The organism is Bradyrhizobium yuanmingense, from assembly GCF_900094575.1.
Taxonomy (GTDB): domain Bacteria; phylum Pseudomonadota; class Alphaproteobacteria; order Rhizobiales; family Xanthobacteraceae; genus Bradyrhizobium; species Bradyrhizobium yuanmingense.
The window spans coordinates 147,795-162,411 of record NZ_FMAE01000005.1; the positions used below are offsets into that span (position 1 = coordinate 147,795).

Here is a 14,617-nt window from a genome sequence, read left to right on the forward strand (position 1 = left end):
GGTGCAGGCTTCCGTCCTGCCGTTCCGACATCGCTGCCGGGACGGCGCTTCGCGGAGGGATCGAGATGCGACCGACCGATGTCATGCGCGGCAGCCCGCCCGTACCCGAGGCTCAGGTGACGCGCGCCAATTGGCGCAGCTTTCCCGCGATCCGCTGGGGTTTTACCCACACCCGCGAAGTGCTGCCGACCGCAGAGATTCGCCGCTCCGCCCGGCCGACGCCAATGAGAAGCGCCCCGCGCGAACTGGCAAAGCTCGGCTTCACCGGGCCTGATGGCAAAGCGACCACGATCGAATGCGCGCTGCGCGAAACCTTTGCCGACACGCTCCTCGTGATGCATCAGGGCACGCTGATCCATGAATGGTACGGGGACGGCATGAGCGCGACCACGCCGCATCTGATCTGCTCGATCAGCAAGGCGATCGCTGGCACGCTCGGCGGCGTGCTGGCCGCGCGCGGCCTGGTCGATCCAGAGGCGAGGGTGCTGCGCTACGTGCCGGAGCTGGAGACATCGGCCTACGCCGGCTGCACCGTCCGCAACCTGCTCGACATGGCCGTCGCCATCAAGTTCGAGGAGGATTACGAGGACCCCGCCGGCGACCTCGCGCGCTATCGGTTCTCCTCGGGTTGGGACGTGCCGCCGCCGGACGTCGAGCCCAGCCATCAGCGCGCTTATCTGACGACGCTGCGCGGCAGCGGCAAACCGCACGGCAAGGTGTTCCACTACGTCTCGCCCAATACCGAGGTGCTCGGCTGGGTGTATGAACGCGCCTGCGGGATGCCCTACCATCTTATTCTCTCCGAGTTTCTGTGGCAGCCCCTGGGCGCGGAGGAGGACGGCTCTCTCACACTCGATAGCCACGGCATGGGCCGCATTGCCGGCGGCATCTCGGTCACCGCGCGCGATCTCGTCCGCTTCGGGGAGATGATCCGCTGCCGCGGCGTCGTCGAGGGCCGGCAGGTGGTGCCGGGCTGGTGGATCGACGATATCCGCGAGAACGGTGATCCCAAGGCGTGGGCCGATGGCGACCTCGCCGAGTTCTTCCCGGGCGCGCGCTACCGCAGCAAATGGTTCACCATCGATCCTTCGCGCAACGCGCTCACCGCGATCGGCATTCACGGCCAGCACCTCTATGTCGACCTCGACTCCGACACCGTCATCGTCAAGCTCGCAACACAGCCCAAGGCGATGGACGTGTCGATCGACCAGCGCTGGTTTGCTGCCTTCCGCGCCATCACCGCACATCTCGCCTGATATTTGGACGTCCTCATGCTTGAAACCGCCAAAGCCCAACCGCAAGCGCAGACCGCGACACCGCATCCGCTCGATCCGCTGACGGCCGACGAGATCACCGCGGCTTGCGCTTTGGTGCGGGCGGCGGCCGCCTCAGCGGCGAACTGCCGTTTCCCGACGGTGCGGCTGGAGGAGCCGACCAAGCAGGAGCTGGCTTCAGGCGAGGTGGGACGCCGTGCCTTCGCGTTGACGCTCGACGTCGCCACGGGCGAGGCGATCGAGCATATCGTCGACCTCGGCCGCGGCGAGATCGTCGGCCGCAAGGTCGTGCCGAATCGCGAGGCGCCCTATGGGCAGCCGCCGGTGATGCTGGAAGAGTTCTTCAAGTGCGATGCCGTGGTGAAGGCCGATCCCGCTTGGCGGGCGGCGATGGTTCGGCGCGGGCTGACCGACAAGGACATCGAGCTGGTTCAGGTCGACCCGTTCTCCTCCGGATTCTTCGACAAAGCGTTCGAGCGCGGCGCCCGCATCGTGCGGGCCGTCAGCTATTTTCGCGAGCACCTCCAGGACAACGGCTACGCCCATCCGATCGAGGGCGTTGTCGCTGTGGTCGACCTCATCGGGGGCAAGATCATCGAGCTCACGGATGAAGATCCGATCGTGCCGATTCCGCGCAAGAAACGGAACTACGGCGCGCATGAGGTGCCAAACACGCGCACCGACATCAAGCCGCTGCACATCGAGCAGCCGGAAGGGCCGAGCTTCAAGGTCGACGGCTGGAAAGTCGACTGGCAGAAATGGAGCTTCCGAGTCGGCTTCACGCCGCGCGAGGGCCTCGTGCTGCATCAGCTCGCCTACCAGGACGGCGCGCGTAAGCGGTCGCTGATCCACCGCGCCAGCGTCACCGAGATGGTGGTGCCTTATGCCGATCCGACCGCCAACCATTTCTGGAAGTCGGCTTTCGATGCCGGCGAATACGGGCTCGGCATGCTCGCCAACGCGCTGGAGCTGGGCTGCGACTGCCTCGGCAACATCCACTATTTCGACGTGCCTGCCGCCGACAACAAGGGCGAGCCCTTCGTCATGCAGAACGCGATCTGCATGCATGAGGAGGATTACGGGATTGCCTGGAAGCACTACGAGTTTCGCAACGGCTTGTTCGAGGTGCGGAGATCCCGGCGGCTCGTGATCTCGTTCTTCGCCACCGTCGGCAATTACGATTACGGCTTCTACTGGTATCTCTATCAGGACGGCACGATTCAGCTGGAGACGAAACTCACCGGCATCATCCAGACCGCCGCGGTGCGGCCGGGCGAAAAGTACCGATGGGGCGGCATGGTCGACGATAATCTCGGCGGCCCCACGCACCAGCACTTCTTCAACGTCCGCCTGCATATGGATCTCGACGGCGGCGGTAACACGGTGACGGAGCACGAGTTCGTGCCGCGGCCCTGGGGCGACGACAATCCGCACGGCAACGTGTTCGACACCACCACGCGCGTGCTGTCGCGCGAGCGCGACGCCGCAGCGGTCGCCAATGGCGAGACCGGCCGATTCTGGAAGATCAGTAATCCGAACGAGATCAACTCGGTCGGCGGTGCACCGGCCTACAAGCTCGTCGTCAATCCCAGCCCGCTGATGCTGGCCCAGGAGGGTAGTTACGTGCGCAAGCGTGGCGGCTTCGCCACCAAGCATGTCTGGGTGACTGCATTCGATCCGGCCGAGAAATATGCCAGCGGCGACTATCCCAACGTTCACGCCGGCGGCGACGGCCTGCCGCGCTATGCCGCGCAGAATCGCAACATCGAGGATGCCGACATCGTGGTGTGGCACTCCTTCGGCCACACCCATGTCTGCAAACCCGAAGACTTTCCGATCATGCCGGTGGAATATGCCGGCTTCGTGTTGAAGCCAACCGGATTCTTTGCGGCGAATGCGGCTGGCGACCTTCCGCCGGACCGCAACAGCCGCAGCGTGCTGGCTGGCGAGAAGAGCACGACCTGTTGTCACGCGGACCGGACGTGACCTTCATCCGCTCCCACCCCTGGCTTTGGTTGCAACGCTGATTGCGCGACACGGCCGTCACATGCGGTCGGGTTCCGAACACACTGACAAGATCATTTGGAAGGATTCCAATCCCAAAGAAGCAGCGCGCATGAGCGCATGCGTCGCACGTGCTGTGCACACGTCTGGAGAAATTCTAACGCCGTTCCTATCGCACTCCGAAACCGCCTGAGTTAGGGCGGGCCATCAAGATCGATACCGGCAAAGCCGGCAGTGCGTGGGGCTCAACAGACGTGACCGATTTCCAACCTTCTTCGCGTAAGAACACGCGCCGCCGACAAATCCAGATGCTCTTCCTCGGTGCGGCCAGCACATTCGCTCTCGCCGTGCCCTTCGGCTCTGCCCAAGCCCAGACGCAGATTCCCTCTGTCACCGTCGAAGCGCCGACGCAGCGCACCCGTCCAGCGGCGATTGCGTCGTCGCGACGGGCTGCGGCGGCGCGAACCGCACGCGCCAATCGTCGGGGCCCGGCGCAGCAGGCCGCGCCCACTCAGTCGGCAGCATCGAACGGTGCCACGAGCGAACGCGCCAACGGACCGGTACGCGGTTTCGTCGCGACGCGCAGCGGCACCGCCACCAAGACCGATACGCCCTTGATCGAAACGCCGCAGTCGGTGTCGGTCATCACCACCGACCAGATCAGAAACCAGGGCGCGGTCTCGATCGGCGAGGCCTTGCGCTACACCGCCGGCGTCAGCGGCGACGTCAATGGCGGCTCGGACACCCGCTTCGGCGGCCTCCAGATCCGCGGCTTCGACATGACGATGCCGGGCCTCTTCGTCGACGGCTTGCGGATTCCCTCCAGCAACTACGTGCACTTCAATGGCCTCGAGCCCTATGGGGCCGAGCGTATCGAGGTGCTCAAGGGTCCGTCCTCCGCGATGTATGGCGGCAGCGGCACAGGCGGCGTTCTCAACTACGTGACCAAGCTGCCGACGGCGCAGCAGTTCGGCGAGGTCTCGATCTCGGGTGGCAGCTTCAACCGCTATCAGGGCCAGTTCGACATGGGCGGCGCCGCCAACAAGGAACGCACGGTGCTGTGGCGCCTGACCGGCGTCGTGCGCGACGGCGAGACCCAGGTCGATTTCAGCAAGGACAATCGCGTCTTCATCGCGCCCGCCGTCACCTTCAAGCCGAACGAGGACACCACCATCACCCTGCTCGCCAACTATCAGCGGGACCGGGCAGGGTGGGGCCTTCAGTTCCTGCCGGCCTCGGGCACGGTTTGGCCGAACAACGGCCGCACCATCCCGGTCTCGTTCTTCGCGGGCGTGCCGGGCTTCGACGCATTCAACACCGAGATCGCAACCGTCGGCTACCAGCTCGCGCACAATTTCACCGACAACGTCACGTTCCGGCAAAATCTGCGCTACGCCTATCAGCACAACGAGGAGAAGGTGTTTTACGGCGGCGGCTATACCAACGAAGCCGCAGGGCAGCTCGCGCGCTATGGCAGCTACAGCAACTCCTACATCAACTCATTCGCCGTGGACAACCAGCTCCAGGGCAAGTTCACCACCGGCATTCTCAGCCACACCACGCTGGTTGGCGTCGACTATCGCAACACCTCCTTCCGCGACACCGCCTTCGGCGTCACGACCTCGTCCCCCGAGATCAACGTCTTCAACCCGAACTACAGCTACGACTACGCCATCGGCGCCATGTACGACAACACCGGCGTCAAGCAGTCCCAGGTCGGCGTCTATGCGCAGGATCAGATCAAGCTCGGCCGGCTCTCGTTCCAGCTCGGCGGCCGTCAGGATTTCGTGACCACGCAGGTCGATAACGGTATCGCCAATACGACGATAGCGAAGGACGCTTCGGCCTTCACCGGCCGCGCCGCCGTGATGTACAATTTCGACAACGGCATCGCGCCCTATTTCAGCTATTCGGAATCGTTCCTGCCGTTGCTCGCGACCGGCTTCGGCGGACAGATGCTCAATCCTGAGACCGGCGTCCAATACGAGGTCGGCGTCAAGTATCAGCCGATCGGCTGGAACGCGCTGTTCACCTTCGCCGCCTTCGACCTGACGCGCGATAACGTCGCTGTGTACGTGCCCGCGGCCACCTTTTACGAACAGATCGGGCAGGTGAAGTCGCGCGGCATCGAGCTCGAAGGCACGATGTCGCTCGCCGATGGCTGGAACCTGCGCGCCGCCTATGCCTATGTCGACGCCATGGTCACGCAGGATCCGGTGAATGTCGGCAAGGCGCCAACTACTGTGCCGCTTAACCGCGCCTCGCTGTGGAGCGACTATACGCTGCAGAACGGGCCGCTCGCCGGCCTGCAGTTCGGCGGCGGCATCCGCTATGTCGGCGCGACCTGGGGCGACGAGGCCAACACGTTCAAGGTGGGATCGTCGACCGTTCTCGACGCGCTGCTGGCCTACAACAGGGACAATTGGCGCCTGGCGCTGAACGTCACCAATCTCGCCGACACCCGCTATGTCGCCTCATGTTACAGCATGTCGGGCTGCTTCTACGCGGAAGGGCGGAAAGCCATCGCCAGGCTGACCTACCGCTGGTGAGCACAATGCGAGGACGGTCCGGCCTTGGAGACCGGACCTGCATCCCGCCGATCAGAACGGATAGTGCCGGGGCCCGGTCTGCACGGTGATCCAGCGCAGTTCGGTGAACTCGTCGATTGCGGCCTTGCCGCCGAAGCGGCCATAGCCTGACGCCTTGGTCCCGCCAAACGGCATCTGAGGCTCGTCATGCACGGTCGGAGCGTTGACGTGGCAGATGCCCGCCTCGATCCGCCTGGCAACGCCGAGCGCACGGGCGATGTCGCGGCCGAACACGGCCGAGGAGAGGCCGTATTCGGTGTCGTTGGCCACGCGCACGGCCTCGTCGATCCCGCTCACGCGCACCACGGTCACGACCGGACCAAAGCTCTCCTCGCCATAGATCCGCATCGCCGGCGTGACATGGTCGACGATGGTGGCGGGCATAATGGTGCCGCTGCCGTGGCCGCCGGCAGCGAGCACGGCGCCCTTGGCGACGGCATCGTCGATCAGGCCCCGGACGCGCTCGCAGGCGGCGTCACTGACCAGCGAGCCCAGCACGACATTGCCCTTGCGGGGATCGCCCAAGGGAAGGCTCCTGGCCTTGGCGGCGAACTTGGCGATGAAGGCGTCCGCCACCTTGTCGTCGACCACGATCCGCTCGGTCGACATGCAGATCTGCCCCTGGTTCATGAAGGCGCCGAACGCTGCCGCATTCACGGCGGCGTCCAGATCGGCATCGTCGAGGATCACGAGCGGGGCCTTGCCGCCGAGCTCCAGCAGCGCGCGCTTCAGGTGCTTGGCGCATGCGAGTGCGATGAGGCGGCCGACGCGGGTCGAGCCGGTGAAGTTGACGCGGCGGATCGCAGGATGGGCGATCAGCGCCTCGACCACCGCCTGCGCATCCTCCGGCGCGTTGGTGACGACATTGACGACGCCGTCACCGAGGCCGGCCTCCGCCAGGCAGCTTCCGATCAGCCGATGCACGCCCGGGCTCATCTCGGACGCCTTCAGCACCACGGTATTGCCGCAGGCGAGCGGCATCGCGACCGATCGCACGCCGAGGATCACGGGAGCGTTCCAGGGCGCGATGCCGAGCACCACGCCGACCGGCTGGCGAAACGCCATGGCGAGGTTGTCGGGCTTGTCGGTCGGTATGACTTCGCCGGATATCTGCGTCGTCATGGCCGCGGCTTCGCGCAGCATGCCTTCGGCCAGGTGCACGTTGAATCCGGCCCAGCCCGCGGTGGCGCCGGTTTCAGCGACCATCAGCGCGGTGAACTCCGCGGCACGGCGCGCGAGGATGTCGGCGGCCGCATTGAGCCGCTTGCGGCGCTCCGACGGGCCGAGCTGTGACCAAGCCGGGAACGCGGCGGCCGCAGCGTCCGCGGCCCGCATCGCGTCGTCGATCGAGGCCGCCGCCACGATCGTCGCGACGTCGCCGGAGATCGGGTTGTGGCGCTGGAAGGTACGCTGATGGCTGGCCGACTGGTCCTTGCCGCCGATGAGAAGGTCGATCGCGTTCATGATGCACTCCAAAGGTTGCAGGCGGGATTGAGCGATTATGGTGGGGACGGGGCCGCGCGGGCCTTGCCGAGATAGGCGCGCTGGACCTCCGGATCGTTCTTCATCGCACTGGCCGGCCCGCTGCCGGCGTTGCGGCCGGACTCGATCAGGTAGACACGGTCGGCGATGTCGAGGCTCGCCCGCGCATTCTGCTCGACCAGCAACACGCTGAGGCCGCTGCTACGGATCTCCGCCAGTGCACGGAACACTTCGCGGCTGAGCAGGGGCGACAGGCCGAGCGAAGGCTCATCGAGCAGGAGCAGCAGCGGGTTCGACATCAGCGCCCGGCCGATCGCCACCATCTGCTGCTCGCCGCCGCTCATGGTGCGAACGGCCTGGGCCATACGCTCGGCAAGGCGCGGGAACAGTCGCAGGATCCTCGCGAGCCGGTCTGCCTCGCCTGCGCGGGCGCGGGCGGGGTAGGCGCCGAGCTGCAGATTCTCGGCAACCGTCAAATCGCCGAATACGCCGCGGCCTTCGGGCACCAGCGCGATGCCGCGCTCCACGATCAGGTGGGCGGGCAGCTCGCCAATGTGATGTCCCTCGAACCGGATCGTTGCGCCGGGGGCAGGTTTGACCAGCCCGGCGATGCTCTTGAGCAGGGTGGACTTGCCGGCGCCGTTGGCGCCGAGGATCGCGACGATCTCGCCTTGCCCAATAGCGAGCGCAATGTCGGCGAGAGCCTGGTGCTTGCCATAGAAATGGGAGAGGGCGGCGACCTCAAGCATCGTCGCCTCCGAGATAGGCTGCAACGACTTTTGGATCGGACAACACGGCCTCCGGCGCGCCGCGCGCGATCACGCTGCCGGCATTCATGACGATGCAATGGCTGCACAGCGCTCGAATCGCATCCATGACATGCTCGACCATGATGATGGTGAGGCCGCGATCGCGCAATTTCGCGATCAGCGCGATGCCGGTCTCGAGCTCGCTCGGGTTGAGGCCCGCCAGCCATTCGTCGAGCAGCACGAGGCGCGGCTGCAGCGCCAGCGCGCGGGCAAGCTCGAGCCGCTTCTGGTCGATATAGGTCAGGTCGCTCGCGGGCGTTTCCTGCAGCTTGCCGAGCCCGACGAGGTCCAGCAGCTCGCTTGCCGTTGCGCCCGAGCCGTTCGTCGTCGAGAACAGCTGCGCCGCCGCAACGTTTTCGGCCACCGTCAGGTCCGGCATCACGCGCACCAGCTGGAACGTGCGCGCAAGGCCAAGGCGCGCAATCTGGTGCGCGCGCATACCGTTGAGGACGATGCCGCCCAGCCGGATCGTGCCCGAGGAGGGCCGCAGCGCCCCGGACAGCGTATTCAGCAGCGTCGTCTTGCCGGATCCGTTCGGGCCGATGATGCCGATGATCTCGCCTGGCGTGACTGTGAAGCTGACACCGTCGACGGCGCGTAGTCCGCTGAACGATTTGCTGACACCGTCGACCGCGAGCAGCGGTGCATCGCCCGCGCGGGCGGGCGCGGCGGCGGGACCGCCGGCCGGAACACGCCAGCGGCCCGCCCCGAACAGGCCGATCACGCCGTTCGGCAACACCATCACGATGAACACGAAGATGACGCCGAGCACGATGCTGAAATGGTTGGGCAGCGTCGCCGTCAGCACCTCGAAGAGCAGGACCAGGGGAATGACGCCCAGCACGGGCCCGAACAGCGAGCCCGCGCCGCCCAGCAGGGCCATGATCACGACCTGGAACGAGATGGTCGGATTGAACGCAATGGCCGGATCGATATAGGTCCAGCGTGGCGCCATGACCGCGCCGGTCACCGCCATGAAGGTCGCGCTCAGAATGAAGACGCCGAGCTTGATCCGCGTGGCATCGATGCCGGAATGGCTCGCCGCGGTCTCGTCGGCGCCGATGGCGCGCAGGGCCAGCCCATAGCGCGAGCGCCCGAGCATCCAGCCCACCAGGAAGACGACCGCGGTCAAGCCCAGCAGCTGCCAGTAGAGAACGTCCTGCGTCACCGCACTGAAGAGATAGCGGCCGACCGATTTGTGGATGTTGACCTCGTACCAGATCACGAGCTGCCGGATCAGCTCGGCCAGGCCGAAGGAGAAGATCACGAAATAGATTCCGGACAGCCGCAGCGTCGAAAGCCCGGTGATTGCGGCGGTGAGTGCGCCCACGCCGGCTGCGGCCAGCAGCACGACCGGCCAGGGCATGGTCTCGCCGAGCACCGCAGCCGTGTAAGCGCCGAGCCCGAAGAACGCGACCGTTGCAAGCGAGATGTAGCGCGTCGGGCCCGAGAACATCGCCCACGCGGTCGCCAGGATCGTGAAATAGAGCACGCTGATGCCGAGCGCGAGATAATAGCCGTTGGCATAGAGCGGATAGGTGACGAGGCATGCGGCGAGGGCGAGGCCGGCGCACCACAGCAGAATGCGGACGGGCCCCGTCATGACGCCGCCCTGCCGAACAGGCCGGTGGGCTTGATCACGAGCACGCCGAGAAACAGTGCGTAGGTCGCAGCCAGCGTCAGACCGGGATCGACCAGCCGCGCCACCGCGGTCTCGACCACACCAAGCAGCAGTCCGGCGACCAGCGCACCGATGACGTTGCCGACACCGCCCATGATGATGACGACCAGTGCCTTCATGGTGAAGACCACCCCCATCGCGGCATTGAAGGTGAGGAACATGCTGATCAGCACGCCGCCGACGGCGACGAGGCCGCCGCCAAAGGCAAACGCCAGCCCCGACAGGGCCGCGACGTCGATGCCGACGAGACGCGCGGCGTTGGCATCGACTGCGATGGCGCGTACGGCAGTGCCGATCCGGGTGCGGGTGAGGGCGAGATACACGGCGCCGCCGACCAGCGCCGCGAACAGCAGCGCGACGAGCCGATTGACAGCAAGCGTCGAGCCCATGATCGTCAGCGGAATGGAGAGATAGCTATAGCTGTAGTACTGGCCGCCAAAGGCGACCAGCATGGCGCCCTGGATCACGAACAGCACGCCGAAGGTGACGAGGATGCTGTCGATCTCCTGCGCGCCCCGGTCCTTGCCGCGCCGCATCAGCCGTTCCAGCAGCAAGCGATACAGCAGCCAGTTCAGCACCATCGCGACCGGGACCGCCAGCAGCAGCGCCGCGAGCGGGCTCAGCCCAAGGCCGCCGTAGAGCGAGAACGCGCCGAAGGCGGCCGCGACCAGCGACTCTCCATAGGAGAGGTTCATGATCCGCGCCACGCCATATTGCAGCGTCAGCCCGAGCGCGATCAGCGCGTACATGCCGCCGAGCACGAGGCCCGGCAGGATGATGTCGACAAGCAACATGAAGCGGCGTCCCCTTGAGCGGACGGCAGGCAGGCCTCGCCGACGCAAGGCCTGCCAACCAGCCTTACTGCCACTGCGGCTTGGGCACGACCGCGGCACGCGCGCCCGGCAGCGAGGTCGGTGCGAGGGCGTAGAACTCGCCGTTCTGCCACTGTCCGACGCTCCAGACCTCCTGAAGCAGCCCGTCCTTCAGCTTGACCTTGCCGATGATGGTCTCGAACGTGCCCGCACGGATTTCCGCCGCGACAGCGGTGCGATCGAGCTTGCCGACCTTTTCGATCGCCTGCTGTAGCACCTGCAGGCTCGCATAGGTGATCGAGCTCGCCCAGCGATCGGGCTCCTTGCCGGTCGTGGCCTTGTGGCGCGCCAGATACTCCTTCAGCTGCGGAGACTCGGCATTCCAACCGCCGATGCCCATCACGCCGTCGCTGTTGGCGGCAAACTTGCCCTTGTAGAGCGGGAACGCGGTGCCGACGCCAACATAGAAAACCTTCGGGTTGAACTTCAACAGCTGCGCCTGCTCGGTCAGCGCGATCGTATCCGGCGGATAGCTGAAGGCGACGAACGCATCCGGGTTCGAGGCGATCGCATCCTTCAACAGAGGCTGGAGATCCTGCGTGCCCATCGGATAGGTCTTGTCATAGCCGAGCTTGAAGCCGTGCTTCTTGAAGGCCTCGCGGCCCGCGGCGGACAGCTCGATGCCGAACTGGTCGGCGATGCTGACCATCGCGATGTTCGCCCCGATCTTGCCTTCGCTCTTCAGCTTGCCGAGCAGATCGGCGAGCCCCTCGGATATCTGGGCCGACGTCCCGAGCCAGAACGTCGCGTTCGACCAGCGCTTGGCAAGCTCCGGCGCCTTGTCGGTCACCGACGTGACCGCGAGGTGAGGGTAGCCCAGACGGTTCAGAGTCGGGCCGACCGCGAGATTGAGACCCGTGCCCCACGGCGAAAGAATGAAATCGACCTTGTCCTGGTTGGCGAGGCGCTCGATCGCCTTGACGGCTTCTTCCGAGCTGCTGCGGTCGTCATATTCGACCACCTCGATCGGTAGCTTCTTGTCGCCGAGCTTGATGCCGCCGGCGGCATTCACGTCCTTCACCCACAGCTCATAATTGGGCAGGGTGGTGATGCCGGCGCCGCCGGCATAGGGACCGGTCTTGGAAATGGCGTAGCCGATCCGGATCTTCTCCTGCGCATCGGCCGTGGACGGAAAGGTCCAGAGCGTTCCGGCCAGAGCCGCAAGGCCAGCGACGCGCAGCAACGTTCGACGGTTCGCCGAAAACATATCGTGTCTCCCTCCTGTTGCACTCAAGCGACTGTTGGCATCGACGTGAGTGGTCGTTTCCTCTTTGGTCCCGACTTTCTCCAGGGCGGCATCATTGAGCCGGCCGCCACCGAGACTTGACCTAGCAAGCATCCCGAGCTTTGCTCGCACAATGGACAAATCCGGTGAAAGATTGGACGGTTCTGGCCTCGATGGCCAAGTGCGTCGAGGCGTCGCGGGCTCAGATCCGGCACCGGCACCCGCCCCGAGTGGGGCTGTGCCTGTGGGCGCCGAGCTGATCGCGGCGCATTACGTCGCGCGGCGATGGACGCTGACCTCGAAAGCGGCCCGTCCGTTCATTCATCTGCTCTGCCTTCCCGGCGGCGGGACCGCTGAGATCGGTCAGGCCGGCAGGACCATGCGGACGGTCGGACCCGCGCTGGTCTGGCTCCCGGCAGGATCCGCCGACTATCTGGAGGTGTCGGCAGGCACGACTGCGCAGCTGCTGCAATTGCGCGCCGGTATCTGGCATCGCTATCTCCCGCCATCGGCAGAGGCGGCCTATCTCGCGCTCGAGGGGGCGGGCGGCACCTTGGCGTTGCAGGTCGAGGCCGATCTCGCGGCCACGATCGCGCGTTCCATCGCGGCGATCGCCGCCGAGGTCGCCACGCCCGCACGCAGCGGTGCAGCGTCGATCATGTCGGCGGAGCTGACGCTGTGCGTGCTGCGATTCTGGCGCCTGTTCGCTGGCGACGGGAACCGCAACGAGGAGAGCAGCAGCACCGAGATCCTGAGCCGGTTCCGCAGGCTGCTCGAGGAGCGCTATCAACAGCACTTGCGCGTCAGCGATTACGCCAGTCTACTCGGCACCACGCCGGATCGCCTGCACGCGCTGTGCAGCCGCGAGCTGAAGCGCTCGCCGAGCGAGCTGATTCAGCAGCGCCTCGTCAGGGAAGCGGCGACGCGGCTGGAGGCTGGAACCATCGCCGTCAAGCAGATCGCATTTGCGCTGGGCTTCACGGACACCGCCTATTTCAGCCGCTTTTTCCGCAAGCACACCGGCGAGGCACCGGGCGTATGGCGTCGGCGCGTTGCGGCACGCGCGAGAGCGGGGCGATCGAGACCGACGCTGAATTTTGCCGATTGGCCGTAACGCACGCGGCTGCGCGAACACCCGATCACGCATGGACGCTTTGTCGCGCAGCTTATTGGCCAGTCTCGATAAATTCTAATGTCGGACCTCTCGCACTGCAACTGTCCCTGCGTTAGGCCGAAGGCCCACCGGCTGAACTGCCGGCGGCGAGTCCAATCGAAAAGCGGTCCGGCAAATGAGGGGCCGGGCCCAGTGGGAATGAGATCTGAGCGATGAGAGCGATATTCGGCAAACTGCATCGCTGGGCGGGACTGCTGACGGCCGCCTTCCTGTTCTTCTCCGGCATCACCGGCGCGATCATCTCCTGGGATCACGAGCTCGACGACGTCCTGAACAGCCATCTGTTCGATGTCTCGACGAAGGGCCCGGCCATTCCCTCGCTCGAGCTTGCCAAGATGATCGAGCAGCGCGATCCCCGCGCGCGCGTCGTCTACCTCTTCATGACGCCGGAGCAGGGCCACTCGCTGTGGTTCTTCGTCATGCCGCGAATCGACCCCGCGACCGGCAAGCGTTACCCGCTCGACTACAATCAGGTCTTCCTCGATCCCAACACGGGTGCGGAGCTCGGCCGGCGCTATTGGGGCGCGGTCTGGCCCGTCACGCGCGAAAACTTCGTCTCGTTTCTCTACAAGCTGCACTACACGATGCACATCCCGGAATTCTGGGGCAGCGACCGCTGGGGCATGCGCGTGCTCGGCATCATCGCCATCATCTGGACCATCGATTGCTTCGTCGGGTTCTATCTGACGCTGCCCTCGCGCCGGCGCGCCAAGGCCGCGCGGGCGCCTGAGGTCGCGCGCCAGCTCGAGCGCGGCTTCTGGGCGCGCTGGGCGCCGGCCTGGACCATCAAGACCTCGGGCAGCGCCTACCGGATCAATTTCGACATCCACCGCGCATTCAGCCTGTGGACGTGGGGCGTACTGTTCATCATCGCCTTCACCGCGTTTTCGCTGAACCTCTACTTCGAGGTGTTCTCGCCGCTGATGAAGATGGTGTCGAATTACACCCCGACACCCTATGAGCAGCGGCCCTATCGCGATCTCGATAATCCGATCGAGCCCAAGATGACGTTCGCCGAGATTGCTGCCCGCGCGGCCGCCGACGGCAAGGCGCGAGGCTGGACCACCCCGGTCGGCGCGCTCAGCTACGGCCCGGCCCATGGCGTCTACGCCGCCGCGTTCTTCCATCCCGGCGACGATCACGGTGCCGGCGGCGTCGGCCCGGCGCAGCTCTATTACGACAGCGAGGACGGCCGCCCCATTGGCGAGCGGCTGCCCTGGGTCGGCACCGCCGCCGACATCTTCGTGCAGGCGCAGTTTCCGCTGCATTCGGGCCGCATCGTCGGACTGTTCGGGCGTATCCTGATCTCGGTGATGGGCCTCGTGGTCGCCGCGCTCTCTGTCACCGGCGTCGTGATCTGGTGGCGCAAGCGCCGCGCCCGCGTTCGCGTGCGGGAGACGGCGGCCGTGCGGCTGAACCGGGAGCAACTGACGCCGGCAGAGTAGGGCACCCGCGTTCCGCCAATGGATGAACCTTGGCACGCGGCCTCGGCACAAAGATGGAGATCG

The 14,617-nt window shown here is 65.7% G+C and carries 10 protein-coding genes; 5 read left to right on the top strand and 5 right to left on the bottom strand.

What is annotated here, in order from left to right; translation table 11 throughout:
* Window positions 1–65: 65 nt before the first annotated feature.
* From GA0061099_RS18120 to GA0061099_RS18130, 3 genes are all read left to right on the top strand, one after another.
* Window positions 66–1,256, top strand: a complete 1,191-nt coding sequence (locus GA0061099_RS18120) for a serine hydrolase domain-containing protein (protein ID WP_036028042.1) — start codon at window positions 66–68, stop codon at window positions 1,254–1,256.
* 15 nt (window positions 1,257–1,271) lie between these two features.
* Window positions 1,272–3,260 (top strand): primary-amine oxidase, encoded by a 1,989-nt coding sequence (locus GA0061099_RS18125; protein WP_074447954.1) that lies wholly within the window; start codon window positions 1,272–1,274, stop codon window positions 3,258–3,260.
* 326 nt (window positions 3,261–3,586) lie between these two features.
* Window positions 3,587–5,827: a TonB-dependent siderophore receptor gene (locus tag GA0061099_RS18130; protein ID WP_244429368.1), complete on the top strand. Its 2,241-nt coding sequence runs from the start codon at window positions 3,587–3,589 to the stop codon at window positions 5,825–5,827.
* A gap of 51 nt (window positions 5,828–5,878) precedes the next feature.
* Here the strand turns inward: GA0061099_RS18130 and GA0061099_RS18135 are convergent, their stop codons facing one another.
* From GA0061099_RS18135 to GA0061099_RS18155, 5 genes are all read right to left on the bottom strand, one after another.
* The gene (locus GA0061099_RS18135; RefSeq protein ID WP_036028045.1) at window positions 5,879–7,330 is read right to left on the bottom strand and encodes an aldehyde dehydrogenase; all 1,452 of its coding nucleotides are present in this window, start codon (window positions 7,328–7,330) and stop codon (window positions 5,879–5,881) included.
* A gap of 35 nt (window positions 7,331–7,365) precedes the next feature.
* On the bottom strand, window positions 7,366–8,097 hold the full coding sequence (locus tag GA0061099_RS18140; protein ID WP_036028046.1) for an ABC transporter ATP-binding protein: 732 nt from the start codon (window positions 8,095–8,097) through the stop codon (window positions 7,366–7,368).
* On the bottom strand, window positions 8,090–9,760 hold the full coding sequence (locus GA0061099_RS18145; protein ID WP_050996039.1) for a branched-chain amino acid ABC transporter ATP-binding protein/permease: 1,671 nt from the start codon (window positions 9,758–9,760) through the stop codon (window positions 8,090–8,092). The genes GA0061099_RS18140 and GA0061099_RS18145 overlap by 8 nt, the downstream gene beginning before the upstream one ends.
* On the bottom strand, window positions 9,757–10,632 hold the full coding sequence (locus GA0061099_RS18150) for a branched-chain amino acid ABC transporter permease (RefSeq protein WP_036028047.1): 876 nt from the start codon (window positions 10,630–10,632) through the stop codon (window positions 9,757–9,759). The genes GA0061099_RS18145 and GA0061099_RS18150 overlap by 4 nt, the downstream gene beginning before the upstream one ends.
* 64 nt (window positions 10,633–10,696) lie before the next feature.
* On the bottom strand, window positions 10,697–11,917 hold the full coding sequence (locus tag GA0061099_RS18155) for an amino acid ABC transporter substrate-binding protein (RefSeq protein WP_036028048.1): 1,221 nt from the start codon (window positions 11,915–11,917) through the stop codon (window positions 10,697–10,699).
* Between the two features lie 256 nt (window positions 11,918–12,173).
* Here GA0061099_RS18155 and GA0061099_RS18160 point away from each other — a divergent pair, with 256 nt between their 5' ends.
* Complete coding sequence (locus GA0061099_RS18160) at window positions 12,174–13,049, top strand: helix-turn-helix domain-containing protein (RefSeq protein ID WP_225149684.1); 876 nt, start codon at window positions 12,174–12,176, stop codon at window positions 13,047–13,049.
* Between the two features lie 212 nt (window positions 13,050–13,261).
* The gene (fsrB, locus tag GA0061099_RS18165; RefSeq protein WP_036028050.1) at window positions 13,262–14,554 is read left to right on the top strand and encodes a siderophore utilization protein FsrB; all 1,293 of its coding nucleotides are present in this window, start codon (window positions 13,262–13,264) and stop codon (window positions 14,552–14,554) included.
* The last annotated feature ends 63 nt before the right edge of the window (window positions 14,555–14,617 follow it).